The sequence below is a fragment of the Microbacterium sp. BG28 genome (assembly GCF_034044005.1).
Lineage (GTDB): Bacteria > Actinomycetota > Actinomycetes > Actinomycetales > Microbacteriaceae > Microbacterium.
The window spans coordinates 860,747-874,126 of sequence record NZ_JAXCHA010000001.1 but is presented as its reverse complement, the minus strand read 5'-3'; the positions used below and the strand labels follow the sequence as shown (position 1 = coordinate 874,126).

Here is a 13,380-nt window from a genome sequence, read left to right as displayed (position 1 = left end):
AAAGGGAATGTCGCAGGCGGAAGGTGGGCTTACCCCCACGTACCGGATCGAAAGGACATCCCCATGACCGTTCTCGTCACCGCCGCCAGCGGACACCTCGGCCGCCTCATCGTCGAAAGCCTGCTCGCCCGCGGCGTCGCCGCATCCGACGTCGTCGCAGGCGCCCGCAGCCTCGACAAGGTCGCCGACCTCGCCGAGCGTGGCGTGCGCACGGCCGTCGTCGACTACGACGCGCCCGAAACCCTCGACGCCGCCTTCGCCGGGATCGACCGCGTCGTGCTCGTCTCGGGCTCCGAGGTCGGCAAGCGTCTGGCCCAGCACCAGGCGGTCATCGACGCGGCCGTGGCCGCGAACGTCGGGGGACTGGTCTACACGAGCCTCTACCACGCCACCACGAGCCCACTGCCCCTGGCCGCCGAGCACGTCGCGACGGAGGAGGCGCTCGCCGCATCCGGCCTGCCCCACACGATCCTTCGCAACAACTGGTATATCGAGAACTACGCGCAGGATGTGGCCCGCGCCGCCGAATCCGGCGTGATCGCCGCCGCCGTCGCAGACGGGAAGGTCGCGGCTGCCGCCCGCGCGGACTTCGCCGAGGCGGCCGCGGTCGTCGCGACCGACGATGCGTACCTCGGGCGCGTGCTCGAGCTCGCCGGTGATGCGGCGTTCGGCTACGCCGATCTCGCCGCTGTCGCAGCCGAGATCCAGGGACGCGACGTGACGTACGTGGCGCTGTCCGAGGAGCACCTGCTCGAGGCCCTGCGGGGTGCGGGGCTGGATGAGGGCACGGCCGGCTTCGTCGCCGCGCTGGATGCGGGGATCGCCGCCGGCGCCCTGGATTCCGAGGACCACACGCTGTCGCAGCTCATCGGCCGTCCGACCACGTCGCTCATCGACGCGCTGCGCGCCGCGCTCTGACGGCGGAACGACGAAGGGGCACCAGCATCATGCGGGTGCCCCTTCGTCATGAGCGTTCTCAGTACCAGCTAGTGGCCTGCGAGTGCCCCCATGCCGCGCACGGCGTGCCGTAGGCGCGGTCGATGTAGTCCAAGCCCCAGCGGATCTGGGTGATCGCATTGGTCTGCCAGTCGTCGCCGGCCGAGGCCATCTTCGATCCGGGCAGCGCCTGCGGGATGCCGGTCGCACCACTGCCGTCGTTGTACGCCTGGTAGTTCCAGCTCGACTCGCGCTGCCACAGCGACTCGAGGCACGAGAACTGATCGTCACCCCAGCCGTAGTTCTCGGCTGCCATCGTGCGGGCCGCAGCACGAGCGCCGTCGGGCGTGTTGGCCTGCGCGATCGCGGCTGCTGCCGCTTCGGCCGCCGCCTGCTGCTCCGCGGCCACGCGGGCGTCGTACGCGTCCCTCTCGGCGGTGACGCGAGACGTCGCATCGCGCAGCACGGTGATGGACGCTTCGGCCACCGCATCCGAGAGCTCGGTGGACGAGCTCAATCGGGCGATCTCCTTGTCGAGCGTCGTGGTGTCGGCCTTCCCGGCCGCGGAAGCGGAGACGGATCGCGCCAGTGTGAGGTACAGCGACGCGTCGAGGTCGATCGTGCGGGGTGCGGGGTCGGCGGGAGGCGTGGAGACCGACGGGGTCGGCGTGGGAGCCGCGTCGTCGGAGGCTGCGAACGCTGCCGTGGGAAGGAGGAGGGGGACGGCCACCACGAGGGCGGCAGCGCTCAACAGGGCGCGACGAAGGCGGGGCATAGGGCTCCAGGGTCAAGCGGCCTGCCTGACGCGGGGCACGGAGAACGCGCGGGCGCGAGGGACGTCGGGGACGATCACGCGCTGCGCCAGCAGGGTGGACAGGCCCCGTCGTCGGGGCTGCCGCCGTACGAGTTCGGGCTCGCGGGCGACCTGCACACGGTAGGGGGGCTTTCTGGACGAACCGTGGCAGGACCCTGGGCGTGCGGTGTATGCACCCGCATCCCTCCCGCGTCGCGGGGCGCGCTGTGGTGGCGCTCTGCGGCATCCACGACATCCCACATCCCACATCCCACGAGACTGCATTCTGAGCACGAGATCACGGGTAATGACAGTGATCTCGTGATCGAAATGCAGTCTCGCGGCCCTGAGGGCGGGGCCGCGGGACTAGCCGATGAGGGAGGGGGCCAGGTCGCGGAGGGTGCGCTTGTGCGTCATCCGTGTGACGCCCAGCGCGGCGAGCACCAGGGCGCCCAGCATCCAGGTGACGAGCACCGTGATGTCGCTGCCGATCCGGGCGATATCGCCGCCGTACATGAGCTGTCTCATCGCATCGACGACGAAGCCCATCGGCAGCACGTGATGCAGCCCCGTCAGCGGTGCCGGGAGCGTCTGCCACGGGAACGTCCCGCCCGCTGTCACGAGCTGCAGGACCATGAGCACGAGACCCAGGAACTGACCGACCGATCCGAACCACACGTTCAGCGCGAGGATGATCGCCGCGTACGTCAGCGACGCGAGCACCATGATGCCGAGCGTCGAGAGCGGATTCGCGAACGTGAAGCCGAGCGCGAGCGAAAGGACGCCGAACAACGCGATCATCTGGATGCCCCCCAGAAGCCCCGGCGTCAGCCACCCCGCCAGGGTGATGCGGACGGGCGAGTGCAGCGCCGTGATCGCGCGGCGCGAGATGGGCTTCACGATCAGGAACAGCGCGTAGATGCCGATCCAGCCCGCGAGCGAGGCGAAGAAGGGAGCGAGACCCGCGCCGTAGTCCGCCGCGGAGGCGACCTTGCTCGATTCCACATCCACCGGATCGGCGATCGTGTCGGCCTGCTGCTCCCGCAGCGCCGCGTCGGAGTCGGGGATCTGCGCCACGCCGTCGGCGAGTCCGCTCGAGAGCTGCTTCGCGCCGTCGTCCAGCTGGGACAGACCCGAGGTGAGCGTGCCGGTGCCGTCGCGGAGCGCCGCCGCGCCGGTGGCCGCGGATGCGGCGCCGTCGGCCAGCTGCGCCGAACCGCTCGCGAGACTCGCTGCTCCCTGCGACACCTGGGCTGCGCCGGCGTTGAGCCGGTCGACTTGGCCGACCGCGGACTGCACGCGATCGTTCACAGTGCGCACGTCGCCGCCGAGGGTGTCGAGGCGCGCGAGCACGGCGTTGATCTCGTCGGGAGTGAGCCCGCGCGCGGCGAGCTCGTCGGCGATCGCGGAACGGATGGCGGGCAGATCGTTCACCACGCCCTGCGCTGCCGTGGCCGCACGGTCGGCGTATCCGTCGAGCGTGGCCGTGCCCGCCGCCACCTGGCTCGCGCCGTCGGCGAGCTGCGACGCGCCGCCGGCGAGCTGGGAGGCGCCGGAGGAGAGCTGGGCCGTCCCGTCGGCGAGCTGGGAGGCGCCGTCGCGGAGCTTCTGGGATCCTGCCAGAGCGGATGCTGCGCCGTCGGCGAGCTGGGAGGCGCCGTCGGCCGCGGTGACGAGATTGCCACGGATGTCGCTGATCGCCGTCAGCAGGCGGTTCGCGGCTTGGGTGCCGACCAGCTTGGCCACCGAGGCGCGGATCTTCTCGATCGCCTGGGAGCCGATCGTGGAGGCCAGGTAGTTGTTCGCGTCGTTGGTCGACAGCTCCAGTCCCGCCTGGCGCGGCGAGGTCCCGGCAGCCGACTGAAGGGCGTCGGAGAAGTCGGCGGGGATCGTGACGGTGAAGTCCACTGCGCCGTGCTTCAGGGCGTCCTGGGCGCCGTCGGCACTCATCCGCTGCCAGTCGAACGTGCCGTCCTTCACGAGGTTGTCGGCGACCTGGTCACCGTAGTTCGTGGTCTCGCCGTTCTCGGTCACGCCCGCATCCAGCACGACGAGGCCGACCGGCACCTGGTCGAGGCGGCCGTACGGATCCTGATTGGCCCACAGGTACAGCCCGCCGTAGAGCACCGGCACGCACATGAGGGCGATCAGGGCGATGACCGACATCTTCGTGGACGTCAGTCGGCGCAGCTCCGCCGTGATCATCGCGGGAACCTTCATCGCGCCACCTCCGCCTCATCCATCTCGGCCCTCTCGGCACGGCCCGCGAGGACCGCACCGGCCGCCTGTCCGGCGATCACCAGCACCGCGAGCCCGCGGCCGGCGAACTCCTCCGCCAGCTCCCACCACACGTGCGGGTCGCCGCCGTGTCTGTCGGGGGAGACCAGCACGAGGGCCTCGACATCCGGACGCAGCACGCTGAGCTCGAGCAGGATGCGCAACCGATCCGCCGGAGCGACGTCGGCGATGGGCGTGCGCGAGATCTCCAGCAGGCCCGCCTCGGTGAGCCACGCCTTGGTGGCGATCGGGTTCGAGGGACGCCCCGCGAACATGAGCTCCTCGGAGACGACCGTGAACACCGTGACGTTGGGGGCGGGATCGGACACGTCGGGCGCATCGACGAGCGCGACCTTGCGACGCACCGCGGAGTTGTCCTCCGCGCCGCCGATCAGGACCACACCGGTGTCGGGCCGCATCCGCCCGCTCGCGATGAGTCCGAGAACCGTCGGGCGCTGTTCGGTCTCCGCGGTCGCGAGCCTCGCGGTCCCGCTCTCGTAGGCGAGCGACACCGGCGCCAGTGCCTGGCCGCCGCGCCCCTTGCTGACGGTGATCGCCTCGACGCGCATCAGTCCTCCTCCGCCAGCTCGGGGTGGGCCTCGAGCAGGGCGTCCGTCTCGCGCCAGGAGAGTCCGGCGATACTGAGCACGGTACGCACCGCGAGCCCGCGGGCGTGCGAACTCGCCGCGTCGATACGGGTGATCACCATGCGCGCCGCCTCCTCGATGAGTCGCGCGAGCGTCGCCGCGGTCAGGTCGGTGCGCAGCGTCCCGGCATCCTGTCCCTCGCGGACGATCGTCATCAGGCGGCGCCGGACGGGAGCGAGGATGTAGGCGGTCTGCTCGATGTGCGCGTCGTCGAGCGCGAGGGATGCGGCGACCTGCACCTGCGCGGCCTCATCCCACAGGCGAGCCGTCAGCCGAGCGAGGGCGAGAGGTGCCGGCTCGTCGGTGGTCGTCTCGGCGGCGAGGGCGTTGAAGCGCTCGGCCCCGGAACGGACGAGTTCGGCAACCAGGGCGCCCCGGTCGGGGAAGTGGCCGTACACCGCGCGGCGGCTGACGCCCGCGGCCTCGGCGATCGAGGCGATGGATGCGTGCGGGTCGCGCGCGATCAGAGAAGTGGCGGCCTCGACGAGCGCCGCGCGGTTGCGCAGGGCGTCAGGGCGCGACGAAACAGCGGTGGGCATGACGGGAAGTCTACGCCTAAAACTGCACACTCATGTGCAGTTTTTCGCTCAGTCGGTTCCAGAGTCGAAAGCCGAGGCCTCGTTGACCGCATCCGTCGCCTCGGCGAGATCCTCGCGCTCGGCGTCGTACGGCTCGGCGTGCTCGACGATCTCCTCAGAGGCGCCGCGTCGCAGCTCGCCCATGAGTGCGCCGGTCGCGCCGCCGATGAGTCCCAGACCCGCATACTGCTCGAGACGTGCGCGCGAGTCCTGGATGTCGAGGTTGCGCATCGTGAGCTGGCCGATGCGGTCGGTCGGCCCGAACGCCGCGTCGCCCACGCGCTCCATCGACAGCTTCTCCGGGCCGTAGGACATGTGGGGAGCGGTCGTGTCGAGCACCGAGTAGTCCTCGCCGCGACGCAGACGCAGGGTCACCTCGCCCGTGATGGAGGAGCCGACCCACTTCTGGATCGATTCGCGCAGCATGAGCGACTGCGGCTCCAGCCAGCGCCCCTCGTACATGAGGCGGCCGAGCCGGCGCCCCTGCTCGTGATAGGTCGCAAGGGTGTCCTCGTTGAGGATCGCGTTGACGAGGCGCTCGTAGGCGATGAACAGCAGCGCCATGCCGGGCGCCTCGTAGATGCCGCGGGACTTGGCCTCGATGATGCGGTTCTCGATCTGGTCGCTCATGCCCAGACCGTGACGTCCGCCGATACGGTTCGCCTCGAACACGAGCTGGACCGGGTCCGTGTACTCGACGCCGTTGAGGGCGACGGGGCGGCCACGCTCGAAGGTGACCGTCACGTCCTCCGTGGCGATCTCGACAGCCGGGTCCCAGAACCGCACGCCCATGATGGGCTCCACGGTCTCCAGCGACACGTCGAGGTGCTCGAGCGTCTTGGCCTCGTGGGTCGCGCCCCAGATGTTCGCGTCGGTCGAGTAGGCCTTCTCGGCGCTGTCGCGGTACGGAAAGTCATGCGCGACGAGCCACTCGCTCATCTCCTTGCGACCACCGAGCTCGGTCACGAAGTCCGCATCCAGCCAGGGCTTGTAGATGCGCAGTGCGGGGTTGGCGAGCAGACCGTAGCGGTAGAACCGCTCGATGTCGTTGCCCTTGTAGGTGGAGCCGTCTCCCCAGATGTCGACGCCGTCCTCCTTCATGGCGCGCACGAGGAGCGTCCCCGTCACCGCGCGGCCGAGGGGCGTCGTGTTGAAGTAGGTGCGTCCGCCGCTGCGGATGTGGAAGGCACCGCAGGCGAGGGCGACGAAGCCCTCTTCGACCAGCGCGGTCTTGCAGTCGACCAGACGCGAGACCTCCGCGCCGTACTGCAGCGCACGGCCGGGGATCGAGGCGATGTCGTCTTCGTCGGGCTGGCCGAGGTCTCCCGTGTAGGTGCAGGGCACGGCGCCCTTGTCGCGCATCCACGCGACGGCGACGGAGGTGTCGAGGCCCCCGGAGAACGCGATGCCGACACGCTCGCCGACGGGCAGGGACTGCAGGACCTTGGACATGCTCTCGATTCTACTGAGCCGACGGATGCGGCCCGTGCCGCCCGGTGCTGTGGACAACTCGTCCGGCGCTGCGGCGAGGGGAAGACTGGGCGGCGAGGATGAGGGGGAGCCCATGTCGTTCGATATCGCCGTGTTCGATCCGGCGGGTGCGCCGCGGGATGTCTACCGGTTGCAGGAGTGGTTCGACGCGCAGATCGGTGCGGTCCCCAGCGCATCGATCGCCGCCTGGGAACGGGAGATGCGACAGAGCTTCCGCGGTTACGAGGAAGCACCGGAGGAGCTGCCTCCCGGCGGCCGCTACGCCGACTACGGATCGGCAGGGCAGACGGCGATCGTGCACTGCGCCTGGGATGCCGCCGATCAGTTCGAACCGCTCGTCTGGGCGAGTGCGGCACGCCACTCGCTGGCCGTCTGGGCGTACAGCACCGCGGCCGACCGGGTCTGGTGGCCGCCGACCGAGAGCTTCGAGGACGCGCCGCATCCAGGACTCGCTCTGCGCACCGAGACGCTCGGCACGCACGAGGAGCCGTCGGACGCGCTCATCGCCGCCGCCGTGAGCTGGATCGACGACGTCAACGGCCCCGGCTACGTCATCCTCGAGTCGTCGTCCGACGACTACGCGCAGACGGCCGGCGGCCGCGCCGGGCTGACGGTCGAGTGGCGGCGTCGTCGGCGGGGCCTGGCCCGCATCCGCGGCTTCTGGCACGGCGTGGCGGCGACGGATCCCGACATGTCGGGACCCGATGTGCAGCTGGCGCGGTTCCGGGCGAGCCAGACGATCCTCGCGAACGAGCTGCTCGGCGTCGATGACGCCCGCCGCATCCTCATCGACTTCGCGCACGGCGAGCAGCCCACTGCCGTGTACGCCTGGCACGACATCACCGACACGTTCACGAAGCGCTGATCGCGCGCGTCACTCCGGTGACGGATTGCGCGGTCCGCCGGTGATGAATGCGGCCGGGCTCAGCCGACGGTCACGCCCGTGATGGTGACCGGCGTCTTGGGTTTTCCGTCGCCACCGCCGCTGTCGGTCCCGGCCGCGGCGATCTGCTGCACGACGGCGATGCCCGCCGCATCCATGTGACCGAACACCGTGTAGTCCGGATTCAGCTGGGTGTCCTGGTAGACGAGGAAGAACTGCGAGCCGTTCGTGCCGGGGCCGGCATTGGCCATCGCGACGGTTCCGGCGGGGTACGTCTCGGATCCGTCGAGCTCGTCCGCATAGCGGTAGCCGGGTCCGCCCATTCCGGTCGCGGTGGGGTCGCCGCACTGCAGCACGAAGATGCCGGAGGTCGTGAGCCGGTGGCAGTTCGTGTCGGTGTAGTAGCCCTGGGTGGCGAGGGAGACGAAGCTGTTCACCGTGCAGGGGGTGCGGTCCGCATCCATGCTGATCGGGATGTCGCCGGCCGAGGTCTGCAGCGTCACCGCGACGGTGCCGGTGACCGCGGGCTCGGTGGGCGGAGCGGTCACGTCGCGCGCAGCAGCGCCACCGGAGGAGTAGGTGCAGGTACCGGCCGTCGCTGTCGCAGCGGCCGGGGCCGTGCTCTGAGCGGTGCGGGCGGGGGCGGGAGCCGCGCTCGCGCACCCGGCAAGGAGGGCGAGGGCGGCGACGGCGAGGGGGAGAGCGAGGAGTCGGGCACGCATGCAGTCAGCGTATCCGTGTGCATGGGATTCGCGGTGTGGCTCCGGCTCCGCGACTCGGGCAAGAGCACGGAGCGGATGCGGGCTCGGGGCGCGTCAGCGGGGGAGGCGGGGCACCGCGGCGACCAGTTCGCGCGCGTAGGGGGTCTCGGCGGCGCTGAGGATGCGGGCGGTCGGCGCTTCCTCCACGACGCGGCCGTGCTGCAGCACCACCGTCCGCTCGCACAGGGCGGCGACGGCACCGAGATCGTGCGAGACCATCACCAGCGCGAGGCCCGTCTCGTCGCGCAGGCGTGCGAGCAGCTCGATGACCTGCACGCGCGTGGTCACATCCAGCGCGCTCACGGGCTCGTCGGCGAGGAGCACGCGCGGGCGCGACACGATCGCTCGCGCGATCGCGATGCGCTGGCGCTGACCGCCCGAGAATTCGTGCGGGTACCGCTCGAGGGTGTCCGGCGCCAGCCCCACGGCGGTGACCGCCTCGGCGACGCGGGCCGCCGCATCCGCTCCCGACGCGAGGCCCAGCGAGCGCAGCGGTTCGCTGACGATGCGATCGATGCGCTGACGCGGATCGAGCGAGGAGTACGGATCCTGGAAGACGGGCTGCACGCTGGCGCGGAACCGCCGCATGAGCGCGCGATCGCGCAGGGCCAGGGGTGCGCCGTCGAAGCGCACCTCGCCGTCGCGCGGACGTGACAGCCCCAGCAGCAGGCGCAGGATCGTGGACTTGCCCGCACCCGACTCGCCCACCAGGCCGACGGACTCACCGGCCCCGACCGTGAGCGACACGTCCTCGAGAACCGTCTGCGACCCGTACGCGAACCCCGCCGCGCGAAGCTCCAGCACGCTCATCGCGCACCCCCTCCGTCCTGCGCACCCGCGTCGAGGGCAGCGTCGAGGATCCGTGCGCTGCCGATCAGCTGCGCCGTGTACGGGTGCGCGGGCGCGGTGAGCACCGAGGCCACCGTGCCCTGCTCGATCATCGAGCCCTGGCGCAGCACGATCACGCGCTCGGCCATGCGGGAGATCACCGCGAGGTCGTGGCTGATGAACAGCAGAGCCATCCCGCGTTCGGCGACCAGACGCTCGAGCAGCGCGAGCACGCCGTCCTGCACCGTGACGTCCAGCGCCGTGGTCGGCTCGTCCGCGATCAGCAGACGCGGCTGGGCCGCCAGCGCGATGGCGATGGCGATGCGCTGGCGCTGTCCGCCGGACAGCTCGTGCGGATAGGCCCGGGCGATCCGGGGGTCGGGCAGGGCGACCTCCGCCAGCGCTGCGGCGACGGCTTCGCGCAGCGGCGTGCCGCGCAGCCCGCGCCAGCGCCGCAGCGGCTCGGCGATCTGATTGCCCACCCGCATCAGCGGGTCGAGGGCCGTCAGCGGCTCCTGGAACACGATCTGCGCGACGGGCCCCCGCAGGGCGCGAAGGTCCGCATCCCGCGTGCCCACGACCTCCCGGTCGTCGAGCCGGATCGAACCGGATGCGGACAGCGCCTGCGGCAGCAGACCCAGCACCGCGAGGGCGGTCAGCGACTTGCCGGATCCGGACTCGCCGATCACCCCGACGCGCTCGCCGGGCGCGACCTCGAACGAGATGTCGCGTACGGGCGTCGCACCGCCGGCGCGCACCGAGAGGCCGGTCACCGAGAGAAGGCTCATCGCGACCTCCGACGGGTCGGGTCTGTCCACTCGCGCAGTCCGTCGGCGAGGAAGTTGATGCCCAGCACGAGAGCAACGATCGCGATGCCGGGGGCGATGGCGCCCACGGGTGCGGTCAGCACGGTTCCCTGCGCCTCCTGCAGCATGCGCCCCCACGACGCGTTGGGCGGCGGTGCGCCCAGCCCGAGGTACGACAGGCTCGCCTCCGCGAGCACCGCGATGCCGAACTGCAGCGCGAGGCTCACGAGAAGCGTCGGGGCGATGTTGGGCAGCACGTGCTGCCGGATGATGCCGCCCAGGCGCGTCCCGCTGGTGCGCGCGGCGATCACGTACTGCTCGCCGAGAACGCGGCGCGCCAGGATGCGGGTGAGCCGTGCGACCACGGCCGACATCGCCAGCCCGATCGCGAGGATCGCCGAGAACAGCGACGGACCCTGCACGGCGACCACGAGCATCGCCAGCAGGAGCACGGGGAAGGCGATCAGCACGTCGAGCGCGGCCGAGAGCGTGTCGTCGAGCCAGGGCCGTGCGAAGGCGGCCACCAACCCCAGCGAGATCCCGATCACGGCCGCGATCAGCACCGCGCCCGCCCCGACCGTCAGAGCGATCCGCGCGCCCACCATGAGCTGACTCAGCAGGTCACGCCCCAGGCGGTCCGTGCCGAGCAGGTGCGCGGGGCCCGGCGGTTCGAGCCGGTCGCCGCTGATGTCGCTCAGCGGATACGGCAGCCAGACGAGCGAGACGATCGCGGTGAGCACGACGAGTCCCACCAGCACGCTCCCGATGATCAGGGTGGCGTGCGGTCGGCGCCGCCCGACGGATGCGGTGGCGACCGCATCCGTCTGCGCCTTCAGCGCCGCGCCGCTCATCGGTTGCCCGAGACGCTCGTGCGCAGGCGCGGGTCGATCAGACGCTGCACCACGTCGGCGGCGAAACCGACGAGCAGCACGAACAGGGTGCTGACCACGAGGACGCCCTGGATGTTGGCGAAGTCGTGCTGCTCGATGCCGGTGAGCAGCATGCTGCCGAGCCCCGGCAGCGTGAACACGCTCTCCACGACGACGGCGCCCAGCAGCGTCGTCGACAGCTCGATGCCGAGGACGGCGACGACCGGTACGGCGCCGTTTCGCACCCCGTGACGCAGCAGCGCCTCGGCGCGGGAGGCGCCGCCGGCGCGGGCGGTACGGAGGTAGTCGCTGCCGAGGACGTCGAGGGTCGCGGCGCGCACATAGCGACTGAGCGACGCGCTCATCACGATCGCGATCGTGATGACGGGCAGGGTCAGCGAACGAAGAGCGTCGGCGGGATCCTCCCAGTCGTGCCGAGGGAACCCGCCCGAGGGCAGCAGGCCCAGTTGGAGCGCGAAGATCCACACCAGGATGACGCCGACCCAGAACACCGGAACCGCCACCCCGAGCTGCGCGAACCCCGACAGCAGGATGCCGTACCAGCGGTCAGCCTTCACCGCGGCGGTGATCCCCACGATGAGCGAGACGACGAGCGCGAGGCCGAACGCGAGCAGGGTGAGCGGAAGCGTGATCGCCAGACGCGCCGCGACCTCGTCGCCGACCGACCGGGAGGAGATGTATGACTCTCCGAGGTCGAAGCGCAGCAGCTGCGCGGCCCAGGCCGCGAACTGCTGGACCAGCGGCTGGTCGGACCCGACCTGGGCGCGGGCCGCCGCGATCTGCTCCGGCGTCGCATCCACCGAGAGCAGGGCGTTGGCGGGATCGCCCGGCAGCAGCCGCAGCAGGACGAAGATGACGACCATGGCGACGACGAGGGAGACCGCGAGGAACGCGGCCCGACGCAGCAGATAGACGACCATGGGGTTCACCGGGAATGGATGATGCCGCCGACCCGGTCGGTCGGCGGCATCATCCGTCGATCAGGACTTGACGATGTCGTAGGCGAAGAACTGCGAGTTCAAGCCGTTGACCGGGTACCCGCTGACGTCGCTGGAGGCGACGACGATCTGCGGGTAGAGGTACAGCCACACGCTAGCCGCATCGGCCGCGATCTGCTCGTTGACCTGCTTGAGCAGCGAGGTCTGCTCGTCGACGGTCGTGGCCTGCTCGGCCTCGGACACCCACTGGGTCACCTGCGGGTTGTTGTAGCCCCAGTAGAAGTCGGGGTTGCCGTACCAGACCACGTCGCGGTCGTTCACGTGCTCCTGCAGGGTGGCGGTGAAGTCGCGGTCCTTGAAGACCTTCGTGTACCACTCGTCCGCGCTGATCGTGTTGATCTCGACCGTGATCCCGACCTCGGCCAGCTGCGACTGCAGGAACTCCGCCACGGCGGGATGCGGGTCGTAGCTCGGGGTGTCGAGGGTGAACGTGAACCCGTCGGCGTAGCCGGCCTGTGCCAGCAGCTGCATAGAGAGCGCCGGGTCGTAGGGGTTCACCCCGGTGAGGTCCTCGTACCAGGGGTCGGTGGGCGGCACCATCGAACCGATGAGGGTGCCGTAGTCGCCCCAGATCGAGCTCAGCAGCTTCTTCGTGTCGATCGCCGAGTAGACGGCCTTGCGCACGTCGACGTTGTCGAACGGGGCGACGCGGTCGTTGAAGGCGAGCAGCTCCTTCGTGGTCGAGGTGCCCTCGCTCACGACATAGTCGCTGTTGCCGTCGAACTGCGCCAGCTGGTCGGGGCCCTGGATGCTGGTGATGAGGTCGATCTCACCTGTCAGCAGCGCGTTGTTCTCGGCCGTCGCGTCGGTGAAGTACGTGAAGACGACCTCGGCGTTCTTGGCGGGGCTGCCCCAGTAGCCGTCGAAGCGCTTCAGGGTCAGCGTGCTGCCCTGCTTCCACTCGTCGAGCGTGTACGGGCCGGTGCCGTCCTCTGTCGTGGTCAGATCGCCCGCCTCGGTGTTCACGATCCACACGTAGCTGAGGTTGTAGAGGAACGAGATCGAGCGCTGCGAGAGGGTGAACACGACCGTGTTCTCGTCGGGGGTCGCGATGTCCGCGATCGGGCCGAAGCTCGACTTGCGGGCCGACTTCGAATCGTCGGCGAGGACCGCCTCGACGCTCGCCTTGACGTCGGCGGAGGTCAGCTTCTTGCCGGAGTGGAACTCGACGCCGTCGCGCAGCGTGATCGTGTAGGTCAGGCCGTCGTCGCTGACCTGTTCGGACTGGGCGAGCAGCGGCTCGACCTCGCCGTCATCGGTGAGCTTGTAGAGGCCCTCGTAGACGTTGCCGTTGAAGGCCTCGGTCACGCCCTGACCGCCGCCCTGCGTGTTGCTCAGGTTCTGCGGCTCGTACAGCGAGCCGATCACGATCGTGGCGTCGTCGGCGTTCTGGGCCGTGCCGGAGCCGGCGGCGCAGCCGGCCAGCAGCAGGGCTGCGGCAGCGGCGGCCGTCACGGCGAGCAGAGGTCTTCTCATGCGGGGATACTCCAGG

General features: G+C 70.4%; 13 protein-coding genes. 2 read left to right on the top strand and 11 right to left on the bottom strand.

What is annotated here, in order from left to right:
- Positions 1–63 precede the first annotated feature (63 nt).
- On the top strand, positions 64–918 hold the full coding sequence (locus SK224_RS04410) for an SDR family oxidoreductase (protein ID WP_320433571.1): 855 nt from the start codon (positions 64–66) through the stop codon (positions 916–918).
- A gap of 58 nt (positions 919–976) precedes the next feature.
- Here the strand turns inward: SK224_RS04410 and SK224_RS04405 are convergent, their stop codons facing one another.
- From SK224_RS04405 to argG, 5 genes are all read right to left on the bottom strand, one after another.
- Complete coding sequence (locus SK224_RS04405) at positions 977–1,711, bottom strand: hypothetical protein (RefSeq protein ID WP_320433570.1); 735 nt, start codon at positions 1,709–1,711, stop codon at positions 977–979.
- Positions 1,712–2,095: 384 nt separating this feature from the next.
- Positions 2,096–3,949, bottom strand: coding sequence for a YhgE/Pip domain-containing protein (locus SK224_RS04400; RefSeq protein ID WP_320433569.1), 1,854 nt, complete (start codon positions 3,947–3,949; stop codon positions 2,096–2,098).
- Complete coding sequence (locus SK224_RS04395; protein ID WP_320433568.1) at positions 3,946–4,575, bottom strand: hypothetical protein; 630 nt, start codon at positions 4,573–4,575, stop codon at positions 3,946–3,948. The genes SK224_RS04400 and SK224_RS04395 overlap by 4 nt, the downstream gene beginning before the upstream one ends.
- Positions 4,575–5,192: a TetR/AcrR family transcriptional regulator gene (locus tag SK224_RS04390; RefSeq protein ID WP_320433567.1), complete on the bottom strand. Its 618-nt coding sequence runs from the start codon at positions 5,190–5,192 to the stop codon at positions 4,575–4,577. The genes SK224_RS04395 and SK224_RS04390 overlap by 1 nt, the downstream gene beginning before the upstream one ends.
- A 48-nt stretch (positions 5,193–5,240) precedes the next feature.
- Positions 5,241–6,683: an argininosuccinate synthase gene (gene argG, locus SK224_RS04385; RefSeq protein WP_320433566.1), complete on the bottom strand. Its 1,443-nt coding sequence runs from the start codon at positions 6,681–6,683 to the stop codon at positions 5,241–5,243.
- A 112-nt stretch (positions 6,684–6,795) separates the two neighbouring features.
- Here argG and SK224_RS04380 point away from each other — a divergent pair, with 112 nt between their 5' ends.
- Positions 6,796–7,587 (top strand): hypothetical protein, encoded by a 792-nt coding sequence (locus tag SK224_RS04380; RefSeq protein WP_320433565.1) that lies wholly within the window; start codon positions 6,796–6,798, stop codon positions 7,585–7,587.
- Between the two features lie 59 nt (positions 7,588–7,646).
- Here SK224_RS04380 and SK224_RS04375 read toward each other — a convergent pair whose 3' ends face one another.
- From SK224_RS04375 to SK224_RS04350, 6 genes are all read right to left on the bottom strand, one after another.
- Entirely contained in the window at positions 7,647–8,327 is a 681-nt protein-coding gene (locus tag SK224_RS04375; RefSeq protein ID WP_320433564.1) for a peptidylprolyl isomerase, read from the bottom strand.
- A gap of 93 nt (positions 8,328–8,420) precedes the next feature.
- Positions 8,421–9,176: an ABC transporter ATP-binding protein gene (locus SK224_RS04370; RefSeq protein ID WP_320433563.1), complete on the bottom strand. Its 756-nt coding sequence runs from the start codon at positions 9,174–9,176 to the stop codon at positions 8,421–8,423.
- Positions 9,173–9,982 (bottom strand): ABC transporter ATP-binding protein, encoded by an 810-nt coding sequence (locus tag SK224_RS04365; RefSeq protein WP_320433562.1) that lies wholly within the window; start codon positions 9,980–9,982, stop codon positions 9,173–9,175. Before SK224_RS04365 ends, SK224_RS04370 begins: the two co-directional genes overlap by 4 nt.
- Positions 9,979–10,851, bottom strand: a complete 873-nt coding sequence (locus SK224_RS04360) for an ABC transporter permease (protein WP_320433561.1) — start codon at positions 10,849–10,851, stop codon at positions 9,979–9,981. The genes SK224_RS04365 and SK224_RS04360 overlap by 4 nt, the downstream gene beginning before the upstream one ends.
- Positions 10,848–11,810 carry an ABC transporter permease gene (locus SK224_RS04355; RefSeq protein ID WP_320433793.1) on the bottom strand — a complete coding sequence of 321 codons (963 nt, stop codon included), beginning with the start codon at positions 11,808–11,810 and terminating at the stop codon, positions 10,848–10,850. The genes SK224_RS04360 and SK224_RS04355 overlap by 4 nt, the downstream gene beginning before the upstream one ends.
- A gap of 60 nt (positions 11,811–11,870) precedes the next feature.
- Positions 11,871–13,364 (bottom strand): ABC transporter substrate-binding protein, encoded by a 1,494-nt coding sequence (locus SK224_RS04350; RefSeq protein WP_320433560.1) that lies wholly within the window; start codon positions 13,362–13,364, stop codon positions 11,871–11,873.
- Between the last annotated feature and the right edge of the window lie 16 nt (positions 13,365–13,380).

Bases quoted from the DNA above. Each gene is read 5' to 3' on its own strand.
- SK224_RS04370 (WP_320433563.1), bottom strand. From the start codon at position 9,176: ATGAGCGTGCTGGAGCTTCGCGCGGCGGGGTTCGCGTACGGGTCGCAG.
- SK224_RS04355 (WP_320433793.1), bottom strand. From the start codon at position 11,810: ATGGTCGTCTATCTGCTGCGTCGGGCCGCGTTCCTCGCGGTCTCCCTC.
- SK224_RS04390 (WP_320433567.1), bottom strand. From the start codon at position 5,192: ATGCCCACCGCTGTTTCGTCGCGCCCTGACGCCCTGCGCAACCGCGCG.
- SK224_RS04350 (WP_320433560.1), bottom strand. From the start codon at position 13,364: ATGAGAAGACCTCTGCTCGCCGTGACGGCCGCCGCTGCCGCAGCCCTG.
- SK224_RS04360 (WP_320433561.1), bottom strand. From the start codon at position 10,851: ATGAGCGGCGCGGCGCTGAAGGCGCAGACGGATGCGGTCGCCACCGCA.
- SK224_RS04380 (WP_320433565.1), top strand. From the start codon at position 6,796: ATGTCGTTCGATATCGCCGTGTTCGATCCGGCGGGTGCGCCGCGGGAT.
- SK224_RS04400 (WP_320433569.1), bottom strand. From the start codon at position 3,949: ATGAAGGTTCCCGCGATGATCACGGCGGAGCTGCGCCGACTGACGTCC.
- SK224_RS04405 (WP_320433570.1), bottom strand. From the start codon at position 1,711: ATGCCCCGCCTTCGTCGCGCCCTGTTGAGCGCTGCCGCCCTCGTGGTG.
- SK224_RS04395 (WP_320433568.1), bottom strand. From the start codon at position 4,575: ATGCGCGTCGAGGCGATCACCGTCAGCAAGGGGCGCGGCGGCCAGGCA.
- SK224_RS04375 (WP_320433564.1), bottom strand. From the start codon at position 8,327: ATGCGTGCCCGACTCCTCGCTCTCCCCCTCGCCGTCGCCGCCCTCGCC.
- SK224_RS04365 (WP_320433562.1), bottom strand. From the start codon at position 9,982: ATGAGCCTTCTCTCGGTGACCGGCCTCTCGGTGCGCGCCGGCGGTGCG.
- argG (WP_320433566.1), bottom strand. From the start codon at position 6,683: ATGTCCAAGGTCCTGCAGTCCCTGCCCGTCGGCGAGCGTGTCGGCATC.
- SK224_RS04410 (WP_320433571.1), top strand. From the start codon at position 64: ATGACCGTTCTCGTCACCGCCGCCAGCGGACACCTCGGCCGCCTCATC.